The 25,121-nt window shown below is 58.5% G+C and carries 18 protein-coding genes; 9 read left to right on the plus strand and 9 right to left on the minus strand.

Annotation, left to right across the window (positions count from 1 at the left end; translation table 11 throughout):
* Positions 1-22: 22 nt before the first annotated feature.
* Both PSPTO_RS19160 and PSPTO_RS19165 read right to left on the minus strand, forming a co-directional pair.
* Complete coding sequence (locus PSPTO_RS19160; RefSeq protein WP_011104687.1) at positions 23-5,254, minus strand: dermonecrotic toxin domain-containing protein; 5,232 nt, start codon at positions 5,252-5,254, stop codon at positions 23-25.
* Positions 5,255-5,390: 136 nt separating this feature from the next.
* Entirely contained in the window at positions 5,391-5,960 is a 570-nt protein-coding gene (locus PSPTO_RS19165) for an NADPH-dependent FMN reductase (RefSeq protein ID WP_005770776.1), read from the minus strand.
* 210 nt (positions 5,961-6,170) lie between these two features.
* On the opposite strand from PSPTO_RS19165, the gene PSPTO_RS19170 reads away from it, so the two are divergent.
* Positions 6,171-6,386 carry a hypothetical protein gene (locus tag PSPTO_RS19170; protein WP_003376227.1) on the plus strand — a complete coding sequence of 72 codons (216 nt, stop codon included), beginning with the start codon at positions 6,171-6,173 and terminating at the stop codon, positions 6,384-6,386.
* Positions 6,387-6,435: 49 nt separating this feature from the next.
* Here the strand turns inward: PSPTO_RS19170 and PSPTO_RS19175 are convergent, their stop codons facing one another.
* From PSPTO_RS19175 to PSPTO_RS19190, 4 genes are all read right to left on the minus strand, one after another.
* Entirely contained in the window at positions 6,436-6,990 is a 555-nt protein-coding gene (locus PSPTO_RS19175; protein ID WP_005770773.1) for a GNAT family N-acetyltransferase, read from the minus strand.
* A 21-nt stretch (positions 6,991-7,011) separates the two neighbouring features.
* Positions 7,012-7,791, minus strand: coding sequence for a DNA polymerase III subunit epsilon (gene dnaQ, locus PSPTO_RS19180; protein WP_005770771.1), 780 nt, complete (start codon positions 7,789-7,791; stop codon positions 7,012-7,014).
* A gap of 65 nt (positions 7,792-7,856) precedes the next feature.
* Positions 7,857-8,309, minus strand: a complete 453-nt coding sequence (gene rnhA / locus PSPTO_RS19185) for a ribonuclease HI (RefSeq protein ID WP_005770770.1) — start codon at positions 8,307-8,309, stop codon at positions 7,857-7,859.
* 46 nt (positions 8,310-8,355) lie between these two features.
* Entirely contained in the window at positions 8,356-9,117 is a 762-nt protein-coding gene (locus PSPTO_RS19190; protein ID WP_011104690.1) for a methyltransferase domain-containing protein, read from the minus strand.
* A gap of 81 nt (positions 9,118-9,198) precedes the next feature.
* Here PSPTO_RS19190 and gloB point away from each other — a divergent pair, with 81 nt between their 5' ends.
* From gloB to fabI, 8 genes are all read left to right on the plus strand, one after another.
* Positions 9,199-9,978, plus strand: coding sequence for a hydroxyacylglutathione hydrolase (gene gloB / locus PSPTO_RS19195; RefSeq protein WP_005770768.1), 780 nt, complete (start codon positions 9,199-9,201; stop codon positions 9,976-9,978).
* Between the two features lie 99 nt (positions 9,979-10,077).
* On the plus strand, positions 10,078-11,670 hold the full coding sequence (locus tag PSPTO_RS19200; protein WP_007245218.1) for a lytic transglycosylase domain-containing protein: 1,593 nt from the start codon (positions 10,078-10,080) through the stop codon (positions 11,668-11,670).
* A gap of 137 nt (positions 11,671-11,807) precedes the next feature.
* Positions 11,808-13,637, plus strand: coding sequence for an extracellular solute-binding protein (locus PSPTO_RS19205; RefSeq protein WP_005770766.1), 1,830 nt, complete (start codon positions 11,808-11,810; stop codon positions 13,635-13,637).
* On the plus strand, positions 13,634-15,490 hold the full coding sequence (locus tag PSPTO_RS19210) for an extracellular solute-binding protein (RefSeq protein WP_011104691.1): 1,857 nt from the start codon (positions 13,634-13,636) through the stop codon (positions 15,488-15,490). The genes PSPTO_RS19205 and PSPTO_RS19210 overlap by 4 nt, the downstream gene beginning before the upstream one ends.
* Position 15,491: 1 nt before the next feature.
* Positions 15,492-16,565 carry a microcin C ABC transporter permease YejB gene (locus PSPTO_RS19215; protein WP_011104692.1) on the plus strand — a complete coding sequence of 358 codons (1,074 nt, stop codon included), beginning with the start codon at positions 15,492-15,494 and terminating at the stop codon, positions 16,563-16,565.
* 1 nt (position 16,566) lies between these two features.
* The gene (locus PSPTO_RS19220) at positions 16,567-17,586 is read left to right on the plus strand and encodes an ABC transporter permease (protein WP_011104693.1); all 1,020 of its coding nucleotides are present in this window, start codon (positions 16,567-16,569) and stop codon (positions 17,584-17,586) included.
* Between the two features lies 1 nt (position 17,587).
* Positions 17,588-19,198 carry an ABC transporter ATP-binding protein gene (locus PSPTO_RS19225; protein ID WP_005770761.1) on the plus strand — a complete coding sequence of 537 codons (1,611 nt, stop codon included), beginning with the start codon at positions 17,588-17,590 and terminating at the stop codon, positions 19,196-19,198.
* Positions 19,199-19,222: 24 nt separating this feature from the next.
* On the plus strand, positions 19,223-20,017 hold the full coding sequence (gene fabI, locus PSPTO_RS19230; RefSeq protein ID WP_005770759.1) for an enoyl-ACP reductase FabI: 795 nt from the start codon (positions 19,223-19,225) through the stop codon (positions 20,015-20,017).
* A gap of 109 nt (positions 20,018-20,126) precedes the next feature.
* Here fabI and PSPTO_RS19235 read toward each other — a convergent pair whose 3' ends face one another.
* The 3 genes from PSPTO_RS19235 to lon all read right to left on the minus strand — a co-directional run bounded on the left by PSPTO_RS19235 (position 20,127) and on the right by lon (position 25,031).
* A complete protein-coding gene (locus PSPTO_RS19235; RefSeq protein WP_005770757.1) occupies positions 20,127-22,010 on the minus strand; it encodes a SurA N-terminal domain-containing protein in 1,884 nt (627 codons plus the stop codon).
* 205 nt (positions 22,011-22,215) lie between these two features.
* Positions 22,216-22,488, minus strand: coding sequence for an HU family DNA-binding protein (locus PSPTO_RS19240; RefSeq protein ID WP_002552737.1), 273 nt, complete (start codon positions 22,486-22,488; stop codon positions 22,216-22,218).
* A gap of 146 nt (positions 22,489-22,634) precedes the next feature.
* Positions 22,635-25,031: an endopeptidase La gene (gene lon, locus PSPTO_RS19245; RefSeq protein WP_005770753.1), complete on the minus strand. Its 2,397-nt coding sequence runs from the start codon at positions 25,029-25,031 to the stop codon at positions 22,635-22,637.
* Positions 25,032-25,121 lie beyond the last annotated feature (90 nt).

The following is a 25,121-nucleotide window of genomic DNA, read 5'->3' on the forward strand; positions in this document are numbered from 1 at the left end:
CTTGCGCCGCCGGGGCGTTGCGTCAGCGTCTCACAAATCGCTCTCGCCCCAGTAACGTCACCAGCAATGCGACTGAATCCGCATTTTTGAGCATGACATCGGCACGCTTTCGGACATTTTCGTAAAAAACATCACGCGCCTCTTCAAGGGTTTTCTTGCCGCAGATACGCAGAATCGACTGTTTACCGTTGCCGTCCTTTCGCCTCAGGTCGCGCCACGCGTCGTCGTCGTCCAGTTGCTTGAACAGTTTGTCGCGGTCAGTCTGGTAGGACAATGTCTTCTGCTGCTGGGCAATCAGCTCGTTTCGGATACGCAGCCGATAGGTCGGTGCGTCTTCGAGCAAGTCAACGAATGGGGCCTGAGAATCAACGTACGCAATGTCATCTGTCTTTAAAACCAGATGGGAGAGCTCGTGAATCAGAATAGCGGCGCGATAATGCGGACCAAACTTGAATTCACCCGAACGCATTACTCTGATCTTGAACCGGTAGCTCGGCAACCGAAAGAACTGCTCAGTCAGAAAGACCCGCCTTGACGGATCTGCCTCGAAGATGAAAGCACTCGACGACTCGTTACCCAGTCGATTGACCCCGACTACAAAACGTGGAGAGTCAATGGGTGAGAGGGAGGGGTCCATCAGCGCCTGATAAATATCGGCGACCGCCCTTTTAGTGATGTCATATAGCTGCTTATCCGGAACCTTTTGACCAAAGAAGTCGCCGATGATCTTTTCGGTGCGCGGATCCAGTCCTCCCTCCGGCAACTCGCGGGTTAAATTGGCCAGAGAGGTTTCCAGATAGCGCTGAGCCTGGGCATGTGCATCTTCGATGGACTGGGCCATCTCGCGGTAAGCGTGACGGATTTCGGACATGCCTCGAGCATTGACGACCATTATTTCCTCGACCAGATCGTCGACGAGACTGCCGTCCATACGGGTGAGAGCGCCACCGCCGCCCCTTAGGCCACCCTGGATATCAATCTTCCATTGCTGATCGACATCAAGAATGACCGATGGCCCGACCTTGGTGCCCGCGATGATAAACCAGCCATCCTCATCGTTCTGTAGCTCATAGATTTTGCCATTGATGGCTGCATAATTTTTACCGGTGGCCGGGTCGCGGTAAACACTCAGCAGTTCATCGCGTTGCAGGGTGTACAACGCAGTATCGTGGACTTCGAATTCACGCAGCCGATCTCGTATCTGCTGCGTCATGGAGCTGTTGCCCCATGAAAACTCAGGCAAGTCAGCAATATCCTCAAGCTGTATGAGCGGGTCAGTCGAGCCGATGCCTTCAGAACCAGGACCGGGCTCGTCACCCTCCCGCGCTGGGGCCGCCGAGGGATCCCCGGAAGTAATCATCACGCCCAGAGCAGCCATGAACTCCGACAGTGCTTTGCCCCAATGCTGATCTCCAGCAGAAATAACCGACATATTCAGGAGAGACTGCCCCTGAATGATGCCAATCAACGCCCCCACACGACCCGGCATGAGCGCCATGATCTGCTCGGCACCCAAGGTAAACAAATACTGCGCCGCCGACCGACGATGTTCGGCGTTAGTAACGCTGTGCTGCTGCACCTGTAACTTCAGGATATCCAGAGCGCCCTTGAACATCAGCAGCAGACAGTTGCCTTCATAAGGATCGATTTGCACGGTCACCGGCGCCGGAGTCTCGAAGGGTGAATCAAACGAAGACTCGACACTGAAGGGCAGGTGTGGCTCCACGAAGCCGCCGTGATCATAGATCTTTCGCACATCAGGATCGACACGATCCAGCATATAAGCCTGAAGGCCAGGAGAGTGATGTATGTCGTGCAGCAGCGCGGCCTGATCCGGGTACTCCTTGAAAACAAATTCCTCGTGCAGCGGTGCGTAGAGTACCCACACCCCTGGCTGGCTATCCGAGGGCCCCATCAGGTACGTATTGAGTACGACATTCGGCTCCCAGCCCTCTTTGGCCGCAAGCAGCTTCAAGGGGCTGAACACCATCTTGCAGCCGTTGACAGGAAGTCGCGCGATGGCGTCAGGCATGTTCAGCACGTTTTCGACAACCCGATAGGCCTGTTCGGACAGCTCGTTCTTGAGCCTGAGCGCGAATGCCCGCAGGATGTCCAGCGAAGGGACCTGCTCGACGAACAATTTGCGCCGTTCGAGGTAGCTGGAGGTAGTCGTGGCCAACGCTGAATCCAGCATGCTCCGGAAACCTGTGGCGATGTCCAGTGACGTGACAAGCTCTCGAATATAAGCGGGCGTAAGCGCCGGGTTCAGCGGCTGATTATCCCGTGATGAGAGAGCAATCACGCCGTCCTGTCTGGACAGAAAACGGTTGATGGCATACTCCACAAGGTTTTCACTGACCGCTTGCGTCGCCGCGGGTATCGATTGAGGCGTCTGCCCTGGCGTAACCGGGGCGGGAACATAATGCTCCAGCGTGATCCGGATGTTTTCAGGATCAGGACGAGGCTCGACGAAGTCGGTGTTGAACCTGTTTTTCAGCTGCTCGCAGGAATAGTCGTAGAGGCTGGGGATATCAAACAGAAAATCCTTCTGCCCGACACAGGTCACGTAAAACCGTTGCAGGGCGGCCACCAGCGTAATCTGATCAGCCCTCGACGCGCCGCTGACCCAGGTGGGTACAATGGCTTTGTAGATGATGAACTGAATGGCAACGCCCAGGTAACTTAACGCTTTGCGATTTCGGTCTTCGCGCTCCACGGCTCCCAACAGATTGTTGAAAAGCTCTGATGGCACTCGCCAGCTCACGGCATCCTGGTAAACGTAGGCCGCTGTGCGCCTCTGACGCTCTATTTCGTCAAGCTGCAACGCTTCGATGAAATGCCCTTCGATGCAGTGCAATGTCACTTTCAGGTCCAGCGAACCTGCACGGGCGCGATGGCCAAGCAGCGCCTGCCTGTCCGGCTCGGCAAGAACGCCTGACACGTGCGAAGCCAGTTCAGTCCCCTTCAGCAACAATGCGACATACTGTTCCAGCGCCTGCAGATTTTCAAAACGTATCAGCCCCTTGCTTAGTACCCAGAGAACGGGCTCACTGCGCGCCAGCCTGTCATAGACGACAAAAGCATTGGACACCTTGATCGCGGGTGATGCCGAGTCGTACTGAACAGCAATGGAAAAAGCATCGACACGCGCGTCACCCAGCGCCGCCCTGAGGCTGGGCAGCGGTCGATCCAGTAACTGCTGGACGCTCTGGATCATTGATTCAGGAAGCGTGGCTATACGCTTTTCAACAAGCAATTCAAGGCGCAGTAAGTACTCTCGAACCAACATGGACATCACACCGGGGTGCATGCGGGTGTCCAGACGGCGAATCGTACGTGAGTAGAATTCGCCTATCTGCTCTTCAAAGCGGCGAGAAAAATCTTCCTGTACACAGACCAGCATTTGCTCAAGCAACGCCAACGGCAGGCGTTGTACCGGCCGATCCAGAATCGGAGTTATCAGCCCTGCAACCACCACGCTGTCAGACAGAGCTGCCTGCGTATAACCGCAAACCCGGTCAAGCGCCAACGAAAGCAAGCGCACGGGCACTGCGTCCTCGGCATCCGGTAACACCCAGAGCGTCCGGGCATCCAGTGGCGGTCCTCCAATGACCGCCAGATAACGGTTCAGCGCATGACGCATGCAGCCATCCACCCCGGAATGCAGAGCATCAACGCGCTCAAGCAGTGCATCAAGCTTCTTCAGTTTGCCGATCCAGTTGTAGGAAGGCTCGGAGATCAGGCCCGACGTCTGCCCACTGCCGACCTGCGCAGTCGCTCCCCACGCCAGATCAAACGCAAGCGGCTCCGGGCGCCAGCGCCCTGAGTCATGCAGGCTCGACAGACGTCCGTCCAACAACCTGCGGATGTCCAGTGCATCATCAACCCGGACCGGATTTTTTTCAGAATGGATGGCGGACAGGCCCAGCACGTAACGCAGATTGCGCTTTTGCAAGGCGATGACCGAATCGACGAATTCGCTGAAAAACGCCGCGGTGAGCGCATTCGGGTGCAACTCGACTTGCCCCTGCATCCTGACGGCAGGGTGATCGTTAAGGGATGAGTAAAACAGCAGTCCGGCATGTGAAGAGCCGCTCACTACGTGCGCGATTGCCTGAGCCGAATCGCCGAAGCGCAAGAAACCCGGCAGCGAAGAATAAAGAAACGTGCTCGACAAATCTTCTGCGGGAAAATCAATCAGGAACACGCCAACCTGCTTGACCGGCTCATCTGCGGCCACAGCGACTGACAACCGGCGGACCCGTATCGATTGCGGATCAATCGCGCCAGAACACGCAGGCAGCAGAGTGAGTAAACACCGATACTCGGCCTCGGTCATCGTGCCATGTGCCCGGCTCGCTAAAAGATGCTGACGAAAGCACTCCGCAAGCGCCTGACCGGTAAAGTCTCGCACTGTGCGCCCGTCCAGCCGTTCAGCCATCCAGTAGTCAGCCAGCAATTGCTCGTATACAGCAGGGACTGCGCAAACCGAGTCAGCCAGCGCCTGCTCGAAAAGAGCTGCCTGCGCCTGAGAAAAGGCCTGACCCTCAGCATCCAGAAATTGCCGTTTCAGGCCTGCAGGAAGAGCCTCCAATGAGTATGCCTGCACCGCAGCATCGACCAGGTACTGAGTCCCCATTACCGATGAGACCCCTGGATCCCTCTCAGGGTTGATATCCAGAAGCTGCACGATCTGACTGAAGACGTCGATACCCTCTGCAAGGCCTCTCTGCGCTAAAACGTTCTGCAACGCCTTGCCTGCCGCAGCGCGCAGATCCGGCAACGCCTGCAACTGAATAGACAGGCTTTGCAGATGCCCGGCCTGCTGGCGCATGACAGCCAGCATGCGCGCATCGAACAGTGAGCCGTCGACACGCTCTGCCTCGACAGTAGAGATATCGCTGACGTTGCTGAACCGCCCCTGTAAGGCGGTGAGCAGCGAGGAGCGGCTTTCGAAGCGCTCGATTCCGAAAGCCAGCGTACTCAAAAAAACAGATGTGGCACTTGCAACCGGATCGCTGATCAACCACGCCCCCGCAAGCTCCGCGTCATCAGGCGAATTGTCGCCCATGATCAGCCTGTCGACTCTTGGGAGGCCTGCATCGGTGCCCGGTTCAATACTCGCGGCAAGCAGCCGTTGCAACCACTTGCCATCGTCGCTGCTGATGCGAGAGCTGCCAATTGCGTCCTGAATGTCCTGTGCGAATCGGCTGCGCAGGGAGTCGCTGAAAAAATAGGGAAGTGCTGTTGGCATGTGCTGTTTCCTTTGAATGGCCCTCATCGCTCACTGCGCCGGACGCGTGGCAGAGGAAAAGGAAACAGCTTATTGAGGTAGCGCGAAGCGCCTGCGTTACATAAAGCAATTGATCAGCAGGCGCGCTTCGCTCAAATCAATTGACGGAAGGCTGAGCGTTCTTTTCAACCCAGGCGGCGAAAGCGTTGATGAACTTCTCCAGAAACGGACGGGTTTTGTCGGACAATGCTCCCGCCTCATCAAAAAAGCTCCCGGCACCGCCCAGATAGGCTTCAGGCTGCTGCAGGCACAAGACATCCAGAAACACCAGCGATTGGCGCAGGTGATGGTTGGCGCCAAAGCCACCGACCGCACCGGGTGATGCGCTGATCACTGCACCGGGCTTGCCGCTGAACGCGCTTTTGCCGTAAGGACGCGAGCCCACGTCAATGGCGTTTTTCAGGGCGCCGGGCACCGAGCGGTTGTACTCTGGGGTTACAAATAGCACGCCGTCGGCAGCACCCAGTTGCTCGCGAAAAACGCTGTAGGATGGCGGTGGCGAGTCGCCATCGATGTCTTCGTTGTACAGCGGCAGATCACCGATTTCGACGATGTTCAGCTTCAGAGTGGCTGGCGCCAACTCGGCGAGTGCCAGCGCGATCTTGCGGTTGATGGACTCTTTTCGCAGACTGCCGACCAATACGGCAATGGTATGAACCTGGCTCATGAAAATATCCGTCATCTGGTGGAGGAAGGGTTAGGTATAGAACAGAAGCCAGGTTTAGACGACGTCGGCGCCACTCAATTCCGCCTGGACACTGCAAGCGCCTGGATTATTTTTTTCAAAAAGGCAAACTCCCCTATAAATCAGTGGTCTACTAGCCTCGATGGATTAGTAAACCAGCAGTTATATTCAGTTTCAGAGGTTACAGAGCAAATGGCTTCAGTTCTCGTCGGACAATTTCATGCCAGAGACGCCGAAGGTCGGGTCTACCCGGTGCATGAGTTCCAGGAATCGCAGCCGGATGAGGCGCAGGACGGGCAGCCGGTGATCACCTACAGACTGGCGATCGGCGACCGGGTAAAACATCTGGGCGGAGAAGACTTTCAACTGGTGCAATCCGGCGTGAAGATCACCCGCACACCCACGTAATGCAGACATCGCTCCCGCCCGAGCCACTGATGCCGGCGGGAAGTCGTCGTCAGTCCTGAAAGATCCGATACCAGAAAATCGCCGTTTCGCGAGTATTGGGATCAATGCCCTTGTAGCGCATGTGATCCACCCCGCCCACCACGTAGCCACAACGTTCGTACAATCTGCAGGCACCCAGGTTGTTGTTCTGGGTTTCCAGAACGATGCCCGGCAAATTGCGCTTGCGACTCCAGAACTCAGCGACATCGAGCAACGAGCGCCCTACGCCATGCCGCCGCGCCAACTCGTCCACGGCCAGCTCATCGATGTAGGCGAAGCCGCTCCAGTGAGTACTCATCACGATATGGCCGACCGGGCAGTCGTCCAGCCAGGCAACCATCACCGTGCTGGTCGCGGCGTCGCGATGGTCGGCGAACTCCTGAGAGTCGATACCGTAATTCTTGCTGTAGGGCTCGACCAGCTCAACCTGCCATGAGTCAACGCTTTCGCCAATGCGCGGCTGGGCATAGCCAAGCACGGTAAAGGTAAATTCGCTGTTGAGGATGTAGTCCTCGAAGCATTCGTCTGCAACCCGAATGCTCAAAGCAGGATTTGCCACGGTCATGTCACCATTTGCCGGTTACGGTCAGGAAGAGGCCTGTGCCCCGGCTTCCAGCATTTGTACCCACAGGGCAGGCGCACCGGTGGCCTTGGCGATGGTGGTCATACGGACTTCGTGCTCGGCCAGTTCACTTTCCGAGGCACGAATGACTCGGCAAGGCTTGCGATCAGCTGGCAAGCGGCGAATTTCGCTGCCGCGATTGCCGGAGCCCTCAGCGGAGCCGTTGCCATCCGAGGCGTTGCCGGCCAGCGACAGGCTGGTCTGCCCGCCGGTCATCGCCAGATAGACGTCGGCCAGAATCTCGGAGTCGAGCAAAGCGCCGTGCAGCTCACGACCCGAGTTGTCGACGCCATAGCGTTTGCACAGCGCATCGAGGCTGTTGCGCTGCCCCGGATGGCGCTCGCGGGCCATCATCAGGGTGTCGAGAATCTTGCAGTGCCGGGTGATGTCGGCCTTGTCCTGCGCACCCATCAAGGCGAATTCGTTGTTGATGAAACCAACGTCGAACGCTGCGTTGTGGATGATCAGTTGCGCGCCCTTGATGAACTCGAAGAACTCATCGGCAACTTCGGCAAAGCGCGGCTTGCCGACCAGAAACTCGTTGGTGATGCCGTGAACACCGATTGCGCCTTCGTCACTTTCGCGGTCGGGTTGCAGGTAAACGTGAAAATGCCGCCCGGTCAGGCGGCGGCCAATCAGTTCGACACAACCAATCTCGACGATACGGTGACCATCGGTCACTGGCATACCGGTGGTTTCGGTGTCGAGAACGATCGATCTGTTGTCCAGGTTTTGCACTGTCATTGACTGTTGCCTCATCTGCAGGCGGCGATTCTACCACGCCGCAGCCGTTGCGAGCCTGCGGCTGGCTATGCGCGCTTGATGCCGCGAACCTCGTCGACGCCACGATTGGCCAACTGGTCGGCACGCTCGTTGCCAGGGTGCCCGATGTGGCCGCGTACCCACTGCCATTTCACCGTGTGACGGCTGACCTGCTCGTCGAGCAACTGCCAGAGATCGGCATTTTTGACCGGCTCTTTGGCGGCGGTTTTCCAGCCGCGTTTCTTCCAGTTGACCATCCACTCGGTGATGCCCTTCATCACGTATTGCGAATCGGTCACCAGCGTGACTTCACACGGGCGTTTGAGCTCTTCGAGCCCGCGAATGGCGCCAGTCAGCTCCATCCGGTTGTTGGTGGTGTTGGCTTCGCCGCCCCACAGCTCTTTCTCGACACCCTTGCAGACCAGCAAGGCGCCCCAGCCGCCCGGGCCAGGGTTGCCCTTGCAGGCGCCGTCGGTGAAGAGTTCAACGCTATCGCTCATTACGACCTTTCCAGAATGATGGGCTTCACCTGCAGCATGGCAGTGCTCAGGAACAATCCTGAGTGTTGCGACTGACCTTGGCCATGGGCATTGGGATCAGCTTGCCGATGGGGTCGCGGCGCACCTGACGCAACGGCCGCAGACCTACCACCAGCTTGCGCGCGACCAGAAGATAGAAACCGCCGCCGGGGCTCTGCCGTCCCTCGCCGAGGCTTTCGAGCCCCGCAAGACGTGACTGCCATGCTGCTGAAGCAAGGGGCGGACGATAGCATCCGAAGCGCCGTTTCTCCAGCGCGAAGCCCAGCAGGTTCAGCCAGTCGGCGACCCGCGACGATGAAATGCAGCGCGCCTTGCGCAACGCATCCCGCGCAAAGACATGCCGCACGCCCCAGGCGCTCCAGGGGTTGATACCGATGATCAGCAAGTGCCCGCCCGGCCGCACGCTGCTTGCCGCTTCGCGTAGCAGACCGTGGGGCGACAGGCAGAAATCCAGGCCATGCTGCAGCACGACCACATCGGCCGCGTGCTCGCTCAAGGGCCATGCCTGCTCTTCACAGACAATCTCGACGCCCGGCAACGGCGCACCGAGCCGCACATTGCGCTGCACCTGAGGGGCCACGGGCGGGTTTTGCGCAGAAGGCCCGTAATGCACCAGATAACCGCCGAAATAACGCCCCAGCTCTTCGTCGAGAACCCGCCGTTCTTCTTCGAGCAGAAGCTGCCCCAACGGCCCCGAAAGCCATTCACGGGCAGCGCGGATCAATGCAAGCCACTCAGGATCAGCCTGAGCGAACGCTTCATCGGTCATGAGTTCTCCTCCGGAGGTGCTCGCGTACAGCGGCAACAGACTCTAAGATGCACCATTGTCCGCCGCTAAGCGAACTGCGCCATGATACAGATCCATGCCCTTCCTGCTTTCAATGACAACTACATATGGTTGTTACAAGACCTTTCGAGCCAGCAGTGTGTGGTCGTCGATCCGGGCGACGCCGCGCCGGTGCTGGAATGGCTGGCGCAAAACCCGCACTGCCGACTGACCGACATCCTCATTACCCATCACCACAATGATCACGTCGGCGGCGTGGTCGAACTCAAGCAGGCCACCCGGGCGCGCGTGCTGGGGCCCGCGGCAGAGAGCATTCCAGCCCGCGATGTCGCGCTGGCCGACCATGACCGGCTCACCGTGCTCGGTCTCGAGTTCGTTGTGCATGCGGTGCCCGGCCACACCCTGGGCCACATTGCCTTCTACCATGAAGACGCGGCCGCGCCGCTGCTGTTCAGTGGCGATACATTGTTTGCCGCAGGTTGCGGACGCCTGTTCGAAGGCACGCCCGGGCAGATGCATGCGTCGCTGGAACGCCTCGCGGCATTGCCGGACAGCACGCTGATCTACTGCGCCCACGAATACACCCTGAGCAATCTGCGTTTCGCCCAGGCCGTCGAGCCAGACAATCAGGATATCGCCGAGCGGCTCGCCCAGGTGACCCTCATGCGCAGCGAAAACCGCATCAGCCTGCCTTCCAGCCTGGCGCTGGAAAAACGCACAAATCCCTTTCTGCGCACCCGTGAAACATCCGTTAAAGAAAAAGCGGACGAACGGAGCGGCGGGCAAAACACCTCGCAGAGTGCGGTCTTTGCCAGCTTGAGGGCATGGAAAGATAAGTTCTGAGCCGACCCTGAAACCGCAATAAAATTCTGAAAGGTTGACCGACGGCAGGCTGGTTCCTAGAATCGCCCGACATTTTCGTCTGGATGTACCCCCCGAACAATGTCGTCATCTATCAGCAAGCCTTCACATTCGGACGCATTAACTCGGTTGGCCCAGGCCATGGCCGTCACCGCGAGCGCGCTTCTGGCCGGCTGCCAGAGCACTGCCAGCGTCGACCCTGTCAGCAGCCACCGCACGCCGAACATGGCCGCCGGTATCAAGCAAAAGCCGATTTTTCTGTCTCACAAGCCCACCACGCCCCTCGCCCCGCCACAAGATGTGTGGGAGCGCATGCGTCAGGGCTTTCAACTGCAACAAGGCAACGACCAGAACCCCCGTATCGATCAACAGCGCCTGTGGTTCGCCAACAACCCTTCCTTTCTGGAAAACGCTGGTGAGCGCGGCAGCCTGTACATGCATTACATCGTAGAGCGCCTCGAAGAACGCAACATGCCGCTGGAGCTTGCCCTGCTTCCGGTGATCGAAAGCGCCTACAACCCGATGGCTGTTTCACGCAGCCAGGCCGTCGGCCTCTGGCAGTTCATCCCGTCCACCGGGCGCTACTTCAACCTGCGCCAGACCAGCTTCTACGACGGGCGTCGCGACATTCAGGCCTCCACGGTTGCCGCACTGGATTACCTGACCCGCCTGCACGACATGTTCAACGGTGACTGGTTGCTGGCCCTGGCCGCTTACAATGCCGGCGAAGGGACGGTCAGCCGTGCCATCGAACGCAACGACAAGCTCAACCTGCCGACCGACTACTGGAACCTGCCACTCCCGCAGGAAACCCGCGACTACGTGCCCAAGCTGCTGGCCCTGTCGCAGGTGGTGCTGTCGCCCGAAGCCTATGGCGTCAACCTCAACCCGATCGCCAACCAGCCCTATTTCGAAGTCGTCGAACTCAACAAGCGTGTCGACCTGTCCAAAGTGGCCAGCGCCGCCGACATCGACGAAGACGAGCTTATCCAGCTCAACCCTGCCTACAAGAAGCGCCTGACCGTCGATGGCCCCCAGCACTTGCTGGTGCCTACGTCCAAGGCGCAACTGCTGACCGCCAGCCTGCTGACCATGAAGCAGGAAGAACTGGTCGCCTGGCAGCCTTACCGCGTGCGCAAGGGTGATACGCTGGAAAGCCTGGCGAGTCGCTATCAGGTCACGACCAGCTCGCTCAAAAGCAATAACAAGCTGGCGGGCAACAAACTGAAAGTCGGCCAGTCCCTGAGCATTCCGGTGCAGCCAGGAACACGCTCCTCGCAACCGGTGTTCGAAGCGCTGGCCAGTAACGACAAGCCGACGCGCACCCGTACTTATAAAGTCAAAAGCGGCGACAATCTGACCACCATCGCGCAAGCCAACAAGGTGGATGTCGAAGACCTGCAACGCTGGAACAAGCTCACCGGCAAGAAGCTCAAGGTCGGTCAGGCGCTGGTCATGCAGGACACCAGCAAAGCCGGCAACAAGGCGGTCGCCAGCGCCAGCAGTAAAGACAGCGAAAAGAAATCCATGCAGTACAAGATCCAGAAAGGCGACTCGATGTACCTGGTCGCCAAGCGCTTCAACGTCGAGATGCAACATCTCAAGCGCTGGAACCCACGTAGCGGGCAGGCCCTCAAACCGGGCCAGACCCTGACCGTTTACCTGCCGCACTGATGACCTCGGCCACCTGCCCTTCAATGACCTTGGGGCGGGTGGCCGGCGCAGTCCTGGCCACGCCCTCACCTGCGGTCTTTTTCCAACGGGAACAAGCTGTTACTGTTAGCGACCCGAAAGCCCAGGTCGTCTGGATAGTGATACGTCCCTTCCTGCTAATCGTCAGCCTGGCCTTGAGCTTCTGCGCCAACGCAGCCATTACCGAAAGTCATGGCTACGCGCAGTTTGGTGTGCTCAAGTACCCGGCCAGCTTCACTCATTTCGACTGGGTCAATCCCGAGGCGCCGAAAGGTGGCACCTTGAGAATGATGGCGTTTGGCACTTTCGATACGCTCAACCCCTACACATTCAAGGGCAGCAGCCCGGTCTCGACCGGAAACTTCCTGCAATATGGCGTCAGTGAGCTGAACGAACCGCTCATGGTCGGCACCGGCCAGTACGACCCCTCCGGCGACGAGCCGACGTCCAGTTACGGGCTGATTGCCCAGTCAGTGGAATACAGCGAGGACCGCAGTTGGGTGGTGTTCAACCTGCGCCCGCAAGCGCGCTTTCACGACGGCAAGCCGATCACCGCCTACGACGTGGCCTTTTCCTACCGGACCCTGCTCAAGGACGGTCACCCTCAGTACCGCACCGCCCTGCAGGAAGTGCAACGCGTCGATATCCTCAATCGGCACCGCATCCGCTTTGTCTTCAAGCGTTCCGGCAACCCGCTGCTGATCCTGCGTCTGGGCGAACTGCCGGTGCTGCCCCAGCATTACTGGAAAGACAGAGACTTCAAGGCCACGACCTTCGAGCCGCCACTGGGCAGCGGCCCCTACCGCATCACGCGCGTACAGCCCGGACGCCAACTGGTGTTCGAGCGGGTCAAGGATTACTGGGGCAAGGACTTGCCGGTCAATCGCGGCAAATACAATTTCGACCGGGTCGAGGTCGAGTTCTACCGCGACAGTGACGTGGCGTTCGAGGCGTTCAAGGCGGGCGAATTCGATATCTACATCGAACATCAGGCCAAAAACTGGGCCAATGGCTACAACTTTCCAGCGGTCGCCAACGGCCAGGTGATCAAGGCGCAGATCCCGCACCGCATACCGACCCAGACCCAAGGCCTGTTCATGAACACCCGGCGCGCGGCCTTCGCCGACATTCGCGTGCGTGAAGCGCTGGGGCTGCTGTTCAATTTCGAGTGGACCAACCGCACGCTGTTCAGCGACGCCTACGCCCGTTCGACCAGCTACTACCCCAACAGCGAATTTTCCGCGACGGGCCTGCCGACCGGCGGTGAATGGCTGATGCTCGCCCCTTACCGCGATCAATTGCCCCCCAGCCTGTTCACCCAACCGTTTGCGCCATCGAAGACCGATGGCGGCGGCATCCCGCGCGATACCCTGCGCAAAGCCCTGAAACTGCTGACCGACGCAGGCTGGACGCTTTCCGATCAGGGGTTGCTCAACGCGAACAAACAACCGTTGCGCTTCGAGATCCTGCTGGTCAACCCCAACCTTGAGCGCATTCTGCAGCCCTACATTGAGGACCTGCGCCGTCTGGGCATCAATGTCGGCCTTCGCACCGTCGACCGCGCGCAGTACAAACAGCGCCTGGACCGCTTCGACTTCGACATGATTCTCATGACCCTGCAACAGACGCTGAGCCCCGGTCTTGAGCAGTGGCAATATTTTCACTCCAGTCAGGCCACGATCAACGGCAGCAAGAACTACGCCGGTATCGCCAACCCGGTGGTCGATGCGCTGCTGAACAAACTGCTGGCCGCGCAGACCCGTGACGAACAGGTCGCCGCCGCACGGGCGCTGGACCGCGTGCTGCTGTCCCAGCACTACAGCATTCCCAATTGGTACCTGAACAATCACCGGCTTGCCTATCGCAACCGATTCGCCATGGTCACTACCCCGCCCTACACCCTGGGGCTACGTGCGTGGTGGCTCAAGACTCTGGAGAAGCCCCGATGAACCCATTGCATTCCCTGCGCGCGCAAGCGGCCGGCCTGCTGCTGGCCAGCCTCGCTTGCACGGTACAGGCGGCGCCTCAGCATGGCGTGACGCTGTACGACGAACAGCCCAAATACCCGGCCGACTTCAAGCACTTCGACTACGTGAACCCGGATGCGCCCAAGGGCGGCACGTTCCGTCAGGCAGGCTTTGGCGGGTTCGACAGCCTCAACCCGTTTATCAACAAGGGCGTGCCGGCAGATGACATCGGCTTGATCTACGACACCCTGGCCCGCGCCAGCCTGGACGAACCCTTCAGTGAATACGGGCTGGTTGCCGGCAAAATCGAGAAAGCGCCGGACAACAGCTGGGTACGCTTCTACCTGCGGCCTGAAGCACGCTTCCATGACGGCCACCCGATCCGCGCCGAAGATGTGGAATTCAGCTTCAAGACCCTGATGGAACACGGCTCGCCCATGTACAAGGGCTACTACGCCGACGTCGATCAGGTCGTCGTCGAAGACCCGCTGCGGGTGCTGTTCAAGTTCAAGCACAAGGGCAGCCGCGAAATGCCACTGATTCTTGGCCAGTTGCCCGTGCTGCCCAAGCACTTCTGGGCCGACCGCGACTTCAGCAAAGGCAACCTGGACTTCCCGCTGGGCAGCGGGCCGTACAAGGTGGTCGATGTAAAAGCCGGGCGCTCGGTGCGCTATGAGCGGGTCAAGGATTACTGGGGCAAGGACCTGCCGATCAACAAGGGTTTCTACAATTTCGACGTGCTGACCACCGACTACTACCGCGACAATACTGTCGCTCTGGAAGCCGGCAAGGCCGGGCAGTTCGACTACTGGATAGAGACCAGCGCCAAAAACTGGGCGACCGCCTACAACACCCCGGCAGTCCGCGATGGCAGGCTGGTCAAGGAAGAGCTGCCCAACGGTAACCCGACCGGTATGCAGGGGTTCGTTTTCAACTTGCGCAAACCGGTATTCCAGGACGCGCGGGTGCGCGAAGCGCTGACCTTGCTGCTGGATTTCGAGTGGACCAACAAACAGCTTTTCAACGGTGCCTACAGCCGTACCAAAAGTTATTTCGACAACTCGGAAATGGCCTCAAGCGGCCTGCCCTCTGCCGAGGAACTGAAAATCCTCGAACCGCTGCGCGGCAAGATTCCGGATCGGGTATTCACCGAGGCTTTTCAGCTACCGGTTACCGACGGCAGCGGCATGATTCGCCCACAACAGCGTCGGGCCTTCCAGCTTTTGCAGGAAGCCGGCTGGAAAATCGTCGATGACAAGATGGTCGACACCCAAGGCAACCCGGTGAAGCTGGAATTTTTGATCGCACAGACCGAATTCGAGCGCATCCTGCTGCCTTACAAACGCAACCTGAGTAATCTGGGTATCGAACTGGTGATTCGCCGCGCCGATGTGTCGCAATACATCAACCGTTTGCGTTCGCGGGACTACGACATGATTGTCAGCAGCTTTCCGCAGTCCAGCTCGCCCGGTAACGAGCAGCGCGTGTACTTCGACTCGTCCAGCGCCGACAATCCGGGCAGTCGCAATGTCATCGGTTTGAAGGACCCAGCCGTCGATACGCTGGTCAACGGTCTAATCAACGCCGACTCACGCGCCAGCCTCATCAACTACACCAAGGCCCTTGACCGGGTGTTGCTGTGGGGTTTCTATGTGGCCCCCAACTGGCACATCAAGACCTGGCGGGTGGCTTACTGGAACCACATCGATCACCCCAAGGCCAAGGCGCTTTCTGATATCGGCCTGATGACCTGGTGGGCCAAACCGGATGTCAAACCCGTGACCGCGACCCCGTCAGCCACTGATCAGGCCAAGCCTGCGAACGCGGAGCAATAACATGCTGGCTTATATTCTGCGGCGGCTGCTGCTGATCATTCCGACCCTGCTGGGCATCCTGATCATCAACTTTGTCATCATTCAGGCGGCCCCCGGCGGGCCGGTGGAACAGATGATCGCCAAGATCGAAGGCTTCGACGGGGCCACCAGCCGGATTGCCGGCGGCGGCGCGGAAGTATCGGTAGCGGGTTCCAACTATCGTGGCGCGCAAGGTCTGGACCCGGCGCTGATCAAGGAAATCGAACGCATGTACGGTTTCGACAAATCGGCACCGGAACGCCTGTGGATCATGATCAAGAACTACGCCACGCTGGATTTCGGCGACAGCTTCTTTAGCGATGCCAAGGTGATTGACCTGATTGTCGAGAAAATGCCGGTATCCATTTCCCTCGGGTTATGGAGCACGCTGATCATGTATCTGGTGTCGATCCCGCTGGGCATCGCCAAGGCCACGCGCCACGGCAGCCAGTTCGACGTCTGGACCAGCTCGGCCATCATCGTCGGTTACGCCATTCCGGCCTTCCTGTTTGCAATCCTGCTGATCGTGGTGTTTGCCGGTGGCAGCTACTTCAACTGGTTTCCGTTGCGCGGCCTGACCTCCAACAACTACGAGGAGCTGAGCACGCTGGGCAAGATTTTCGATTACTTCTGGCACTTGGTGCTGCCCGTCACCGCACTGGTGATCGGCAACTTCGCCACCATGACCCTGCTGACCAAGAACAGCTTTCTCGACGAGATCAGCAAACAATACGTCACCACCGCCAAAGCCAAGGGTCTGAGCAATCACAAGGTGCTTTACGGTCACGTGTTCCGCAATGCGATGCTGCTGGTGATTGCCGGTTTCCCCTCGGCATTCATCGGTATTTTCTTCACCGGCTCGCTGCTGGTGGAGGTGATCTTCTCGCTGGACGGCCTGGGCCTGATGAGTTTTGAAGCCGCTATCAACCGCGACTACCCGGTGGTCTTTGGCACCCTGTTCATCTTCACCCTGCTTGGGTTGGTGGTGAAGCTGATCGGCGACATCACCTACACCCTGGTGGATCCGCGCATCGATTTCGAAAGCAGGAAGCATTGATATGAAGTTGTCTCCTCTCAATCGCCGCCGTTTCGAACGTTTCAAAGCCAATCGACGCGGCTGGTGGTCTCTGTGGCTGTTCCTCATTTTGTTCGGCCTGAGCCTGGGCGCCGAGCTGATCGCCAACGATAAACCGCTGGCCGTGCGCTACGACGGCCAGTGGTATTTTCCGGTGATCGAGCGTTACCCGGAAACCACCTTCGGCGGCGAATTCCCGCTGGAAGCCAATTACAAGAGCCCGTACATCAAGGAGCTGCTGGCTGCGAAAGATGGCTGGACCCTGTGGGCGCCGATCCCGTTCAGTTACCAGAGCATCAATTACGATCTGAAAGTACCCGCCCCTGCGCCACCGTCCCGGGAAAACCTGCTGGGCACCGACGATCAGGGCCGTGACGTGTTGGCGCGAGTGATTTACGGCTTCAGGATTTCCGTGCTGTTCGCCCTGACCCTGACCATCCTCAGCTCGATCATCGGTGTGATTGCCGGTGCCTTGCAGGGCTATTACGGCGGCTGGGTCGACTTGCTGGGCCAGCGCTTTCTGGAGGTCTGGTCGGGCCTGCCTGTGCTGTACCTGTTGATCATCCTGGCCAGCTTTGTGCAGCCCAACTTCTGGTGGCTGCTGGGTATCATGCTGCTGTTTTCCTGGATGGGCCTGGTGGACGTAGTGCGTGCCGAGTTCCTGCGCGGTCGCAACCTGGAGTACGTGCGTGCGGCTCGGGCGCTGGGCAGGGAAAACGGCGCAATCATGTTCCGCCACATTCTGCCCAACGCCATGGTCTCGACCATGACCTTCCTGCCGTTCATTCTCACTGGCGCCATCGGCACCCTGACGGCACTGGATTTCCTAGGTTTCGGCCTGCCCGCCGGTTCACCCTCGCTGGGCGAGCTGGTCGCACAGGGCAAATCCAACCTGCAGGCACCCTGGCTGGGCATCAGCGCGTTTGCGGTGCTGGCCATCATGCTGAGCCTGCTGGTATTCATCGGCGAATCCGCCCGCGATGCATTCGACCCAAGGAAATAAGATGAACAACGACAATCTGATCGAAATCCGCGATCTGGCGGTCGAGTTCGTGACGGGCGACTCGCGGCAACGGGTGGTCGAGAACATCAGCTTCGATATTCGTCGCGGTGAAACCCTGGCGCTGGTAGGCGAAAGCGGCTCGGGCAAATCGGTCACCGCGCATTCGATTCTGCGTCTGCTGCCCTACCCCATCGCCAGCCACCCGAGCGGCACCATTCACTATGCGGGCGAAGACCTGCTGAAAGCAGAAGAGAAAAAACTGCGCTCGATCCGTGGCAACCGCATTGCCATGATCTTCCAGGAGCCGATGACCTCACTCAACCCGCTGCATTCGGTCGAAAAGCAGATTAACGAGGTGCTAGGCCTGCACAAGGGGCTGACCGGTAAGGCGGCCACAGCACGCACGCTGGAGCTTCTGGAACTGGTCGGCATCCCTGAGCCACATAAACGCCTCAAAGCCCTGCCACACGAGCTATCAGGCGGCCAGCGCCAGCGCGTGATGATTGCCATGGCGCTGGCCAACGAACCCGAGCTGCTGATTGCCGACGAACCGACCACTGCGCTGGATGTCACGGTACAGCTGAAAATCCTCGAATTGCTCAAGCAATTGCAGGCTCGACTGGGCATGGCACTGTTGCTGATCAGCCACGACCTCAACGTGGTGAGGCAAATAGCCAACCGAGTATGTGTCATGCAGCGCGGTTGCATCGTCGAACAGGCATCGTGCGAAGAATTGTTCCGTTCGCCGCAACATCCTTATACCAAAGTGTTGCTCAGCGCAGAGCCCAGCGGCGGTCCTTCGACCAACCCGGCCGGTGCTCCGCTGCTCGAGGTCGAGGACCTGAAAGTCTGGTTCCCGATCAAAAAAGGCCTGCTCAAGCGCACGGTCGACCACGCCAAGGCGGTGGACGGCATTGGCTTCAGTCTGCCGCAAGGGCAAACACTGGGTATCGTGGGCGAAAGCGGGTCGGGCAAATCGACGCTGGGGCTGGCGATTCTACGACTGATTGGCAGCCAGGGCACCATACGTTTCAAGGGCAACGCGCTAGAATCTCTGTCGCAACAGCAAATCCGACCGTTGCGCAGGCAGATGCAGGTGGTGTTCCAGGACCCGTTTGGCAGTTTGAGCCCGCGCATGTCGGTGGGTGAAATCGTCGGCGAAGGCTTGCGCATCCACGGCATGGGCACGCCTGCCGAGCAGCAGACGGCGATCATCGAAGCACTCAGGGAGGTTGGCCTGGATCCGGACACCCGGCACCGCTATCCCCATGAATTCTCTGGTGGTCAGCGGCAGCGAATTGCCATTGCCCGGGCGCTGGTGCTCAAACCGGCGCTGATTCTGCTGGACGAGCCGACCTCGGCCCTCGACCGGACCGTGCAGCGCCAGGTGGTCGAATTGCTTCGCTCGCTGCAAACCAAGTACAACCTGACATATTTGTTCATCAGCCATGACCTGGCTGTCGTCAAAGCGCTGAGCCACCAACTGATGGTGGTCAAGCAAGGCCAAGTGGTCGAACAGGGTGCAGCGCAGGAAATCTTCGCCGCACCGCAACATCCTTATACACAGCAGCTGCTGGAGGCCGCTTTTCTAGCCCCCGTAGCTGTCGATTAACCTGAACCTGAAGAGGAACAACACATGGGTTTTCTCGCCGGTAAGCGCGTCCTGATCGTCGGTGTCGCCAGTAAACTGTCCATCGCATCCGGTATCGCCGCCGCCATGCATCGTGAAGGTGCTGAGCTTGCCTTCACCTACCAGAACGACAAACTCAAGGGTCGTGTCGAAGAGTTCGCCGCAGGCTGGGGTTCAGGCCCTGAGCTGTGCTTCCCTTGCGATGTGGCCAGCGACGAAGAGATCAACAAGGTCTTTGAAGAGCTGAGCAAGAAGTGGGACGGCCTGGACGTGATCGTTCACTCGGTTGGCTTCGCGCCGGGCGACCAGCTCGATGGCGACTTCACCAACGCCACCACCCGCGAAGGTTTCCGCATCGCTCACGACATCAGCGCCTACAGCTTCGTGGCCCTGGCCAAGGCCGGTCGCGAAATGATGAAAGGCCGCAATGGCAGCCTGCTGACCCTGTCGTACCTGGGCGCAGAGCGCACCATGCCTAACTACAACGTCATGGGCATGGCCAAGGCCAGCCTTGAAGCCGGCGTTCGTTACCTGGCCGGCAGCCTGGGCCCGGAAGGCACTCGCGTCAACGCCGTGTCAGCAGGTCCGATCCGCACGCTGGCCGCTTCGGGCATCAAGAACTTCCGCAAGATGCTGGCAGCCAACGAAGCGCAGACCCCTCTGCGCCGCAACGTCACCATCGACGAGGTCGGCAACGCCGGCGCGTTCCTGTGTTCGGACCTGGCGTCGGGCATCAGCGGTGAAATCATGTACGTCGATGGCGGTTTCAACACCACCGCGATGGGCAGCATGGACGAGTAAGACGGCAAGCGCCGCTCCTCGCGAGCGGCACTTTCCTGCAGCTTACTTTCCTGCACTCAAAAAGAAGGCCGCTCACTGAGCGGCCTTCTTTTTTGGGCAGGTTTCGAGCTTAGAACTTCTCGATCTTCGCCTTGCTTTCCAACTGTGCACGGTAGGCCGCGAAATCCTGCTGACCGGCACGCGACGCGAGGAAGCGGCGATATTGCGCCTTTTCCGCATCAGTCGGTGCAGCGGCCTGATTCACGCCATTGAGACGCACAATCACGAAGCTGCCATCGGCTGCGGTAATGCTGGCAAATTCCGGCTTTTCCTTGGCAACAGGCTTTGGCATGCGAAACAGCGCCTGCAGAACTTGAGGATCAACACCTTCCTGACTGCGAGAAACCGCTTCCATCGATTTCCAGTCACGACCGTCCTGCTTCGCAGCCAACGGGATCTTGCCATCACGTAGTCCGGCCAGCAGAGCCTCGCCCTTGGTCTTCGCAGCAGCCGTGGCGTGCTCCTTGACCAGTTGAGCGCGAATCGAGCTGGCAACGCTCTCAAGCGGCAACTGCTGCGGTTGCAGGTGCTCTTTGGAGCGCACAACCAGAACGGTCTCCGGATCCAGCTCCAACGTGTTGCTGTTGGAACCCTCTTCCAGGACTTCCGGGCTGAACGCAGCCTGGATGACCGCGCGGTTGGCCGTCAGGCCTTCACCGCCTTCACGACCGAATGGCGCTGTGGTCTGAACCTTCAGACCCAGGTCTTGTGCCGGTTGAGTCAGATCGGAGGATTCAAATGCAGAATCTTCCAGCTGCTTGGTCACTTCGACAAACTTCTGCTCGACCAGCTGCGATTTCAGATCGTTGCTCAGCTTTTCTTTTAAGCTGGCAAAGGTCGGCACCGACGGCGCTTCGACGCCCAGCAGCTTGATCAAATGCCAGCCGAAGTCTGTGCGCACGGGCTGCGAAACCTGGTCCTTGTTCAAGGCATACAGCGCCTCTTCAAAAGCCGGGTCGTAGACGCCCTTACCTGCAAACCCAAGATCACCGCCCTTGCTGGACGAACCAGGGTCCTGCGAGAACTCTTTGGCCAGCGCTGCGAAATCCTCACCCTTGGCCAGACGCTGTTGAATTTCTTCAACCTTTGCCTTGGCCTGATCGTCGTTCAGCTTGTCGTTCACTTCGATGAGGATGTGTGCAGCACGACGCTGTTCCGACAGGTTGGCGATTTCTTTCTGATAGGCCGCCTGCAAGTCTTCGTCCTTGACCGTCACCTTGTCGAAGAAAGACGATTTCTTCAATTCGATGTAATCAAGCACAACCTGCTCAGGGCTCATGAACTCCTTGGCATGCTGGTCGTAGTGAGCCTTGACTTCGTCGTCGGTCACTTTGACTGCAGAAGGATCAGCCGGCAGCGTCAGCGAAGCGAAATCACGCGTCTGTTTTTCCAGACGGGCAAAAGCGTCAACCTGTGCGTCGGTCACGAAGGCACTGCCCGCAACACCCGCACGCACCTGACCGATGAGCATTTCCTGACCCAGCATCTGGCGAAATTGCATACGGCTGTAACCGAGCTGACGAATCACCTGGTCGAATCGGTCAGCACTGAACTTGCCATCAACCTGAAACTCAGGCGTCTGCAACAGCTGTTGATCCAGTGCGGCGTCGGAAAACGAGAACCTGGCATCGCCTGCGCCTTGCAGCAGCAGCTTGCGATCAATCAGGCCTTTGAGGGCCGATTCACGCAGCAGTTTTTCGTCGAGCATCGCAGGATCGAAATCCTTGCCCAACTGCTGCGCAAGCTGCTGAGCCAACTGGCGGCGCTGCATGTCCACAGCCTGACTCAACTCATTCTGAGTGATGTCCTCGCCGTTGACCTCAGCTGCGTTCTGCTTGTTGCTGGTAGCGGTAAACATTGCCTCGATGCCGGTGAAGGCCATCAGAGCGATGATGATTCCGATAATTGTCTTGGCAATCCAGCCTTGTGAATTGTCCCTGATGTTCTGCAGCATTGCGTCCCCCAAAACGGTTGAACTGACTAACCAACCGCGGAGCGTGGGTAGAAAGCGGATAGAAGAAAGGCGCATCCGAGGATGCGCCTTCTCGTAACTGACGAAGCGGTAGGGCTCGAACCCTTCGGTGTCGCAACCGAACGCACCACCGCTGCGCTACTGGACCAGAACGGGTCTGACCCAGCGGGCAAAAGCTTCAAGAGGCTTAGTTGACAGCTTCTTTGAGAGCTTTACCGGCTTTGAAACCTGGTTTTTTAGCAGCAGCGATTTCCAGCGTCTTACCGGTCTGAGGATTGCGACCGATGCGAGCAGGACGATCAGTCACGGAGAACGTACCAAAGCCAACCAAAACAACCGAGTCGCCAGCCTTCAGAGCGCCAGTGACGGATTCGATCACTGCGTCCAGCGCACGGCCAGCAGCAGCTTTCGGGATATCAGCAGATGCAGCGATAGCATCAATCAGTTCCGACTTGTTCACTCTAAGTCCCCTTATCTCTATATTGAGTATGTTTCTAAGTTTTAGGTGTTAAGCAAAACGAGCGCTGGAAGGCTTGCTGGTGATTGCTTTGAAGAGCCGCTTTATAACAAGGGCTCTAAAAAGCTGTCAAGGAAGCCTGCCCAGTCTTAATGCGTGCTAATTCTATCCTTAGAGTCCGACTCGCGTTTTTCATCCTTTGCGACCAGATCAGTAGCCACGTCCGGCAACGGCTCCGGCGCGTATTGCAGCGCAATTTGCAGGACTTCGTCAATCCATTTAACGGGCTTGATCTGCAGATCCTGCTTGATGTTGTCAGGAATCTCCTTCAAATCACGCACGTTTTCTTCCGGAATGATCACCGTCTTGATGCCACCGCGATGTGCAGCGAGCAGTTTTTCCTTCAGGCCACCAATCGCCAGAACCTGCCCGCGCAAGGTGATTTCGCCGGTCATTGCCACATCGGCACGCACCGGGATCTGTGTAAGCGCTGACACAAGAGCGGTACACATGCCCACACCGGCGCTCGGGCCGTCCTTCGGCGTAGCGCCCTCAGGCATGTGGATGTGCGTGTCGTGTTTCTCGTGGAAATCCGCTGGAATGCCCAGGCTACGGGCCCTGCTGCGTACCACGGTTTGTGCGGCAGTGATCGATTCAACCATCACATCGCCCAGAGAACCGGTCTTGATCAATTGCCCTTTGCCCGAGACCACTGCGGCTTCGATGGTCAGCAATTCACCGCCCACCTGCGTCCACGCCAAACCGGTTACCTGCCCGATCTGATCCTGCTGCTCGGCCAGTCCGTAACGGAATTTACGCACGCCCAGGAAGTGTTCCAGCATCTCGGCTGTGACCTGCACGGAGAAGCGTTTTTCCATCGTGTGTTCTTTGACCGCCTTACGGCAGACCTTGGCAATCTGGCGCTCAAGCCCGCGCACGCCCGCTTCCCGGGTGTAGTAACGGATGATGTCGCGGATCGCTGCCTCGTCGAACTGGACCTCGCCTTTCTTCAAGCCGTTGGCCTGAATCTGCTTGGGCGAGAGGTATTTGACGGCGATGTTGATCTTTTCGTCTTCGGTGTAGCCCGGCAAACGAATGACTTCCATCCGGTCCAGCAAGGCTGGCGGGATGTTCATCGAGTTCGAGGTGCAGAGGAACATCACATCCGAAAGGTCGTAGTCGACTTCAAGGTAGTGGTCGTTGAAATTGTGGTTCTGCTCGGGGTCCAGAACCTCAAGCAATGCCGAGGCCGGATCGCCACGCATGTCGCTGCCCATCTTGTCGATTTCATCGAGCAGGAACAGCGGGTTGCGAACGCCCACCTTTGTCATCTTTTGTATCAATCTTCCTGGCATCGAACCGATATAAGTACGGCGATGACCCCGGATTTCAGCCTCGTCACGCACGCCACCCAGCGCCATACGCACAAATTTGCGATTGGTCGCATTGGCGATGGACTCGGCCAGGGAGGTTTTACCCACACCTGGAGGCCCTACCAGACACAGCACAGGACCACGAATCTTCTTCACGCGCTTCTGCACAGCGAGGTATTCAAGGATGCGTTCCTTGACCTCGTCCAGACCATAATGGTCGGCGTCGAGAATCGCTTCGGCACGCGCAAGGTCCAGGCGAACTTTGCTCTGCGCCTTCCACGGCACTTGAACCAGCCAGTCGATGTAGGTGCGCACAACGGTCGCCTCGGCCGACATCGGCGACATCTGCTTGAGCTTGTTCAGCTCGGCAGTTGCCTTGGCCAGAGCGTCTTTGGGCAGGCCAGCAGCGTCGATGCGCTTTTTCAGCTCTTCGATTTCGTTGTGGCCTTCGTCGCCGTCGCCAAGTTCTTTCTGAATGGCCTTCATCTGCTCGTTCAGGTAGTACTCGCGCTGGCTGCGCTCCATTTGCTTTTTCACGCGACCGCGGATGCGCTTTTCAACCTGCAGCAGGTCGATTTCGGCATCCAGTAAGGCCAGCACGTGTTCGACACGGGCTGACAGGTCGATAATCTCAAGGATTTCCTGCTTCTGCTCGATTTTCAGCGCCATATGCGCCGCCATGGTGTCTACCAGGCGGCCTGGCTCATCAATGCTGTTGAGCGAAGAGAGGACTTCTGCGGGGACTTTCTTGCCCAGTTGCACGTACTGCTCGAATTGAGCCAGCAGGCTGCGCACAAACACTTCCGATTCGCGGTCTGGCGCATCGACTTCGTCGATCAACGCCACATCGGCACGGTAATGGCCATCGACTTCGATGAAACGCTCCACCGAACCTCGCTGCTCACCTTCAACCAGCACCTTGACGGTGCCATCCGGCAGTTTGAGCAGCTGCAATACGGTGGCGATGGTGCCGACGCTGTACAGAGCCTTTTCGTCAGGATCGTCGTCAGCCGGGTTTCTTTGCGCGAGCAGCAAGATCTGCTTGTCGCCTGTCATCGCCGCTTCAAGGGCTTCGATAGACTTCTCGCGCCCCACGAACAGCGGGATAACCATGTGCGGATAAACCACGACATCACGCAATGGCAAGAGAGGCAATTCAATAGTGGTCTTCATGATTTCGCCTCTACGGCGGCCAGTTGGCCGGGACAGATGGAATTAGCTTGAAGCCAAGATGGGGGTAGCGTTCAAAAAAAACAAGCTCTA

Origin of the sequence: Pseudomonas syringae pv. tomato str. DC3000 (assembly GCF_000007805.1) — a bacterium.
Lineage (GTDB): Bacteria > Pseudomonadota > Gammaproteobacteria > Pseudomonadales > Pseudomonadaceae > Aquipseudomonas > Aquipseudomonas avellanae.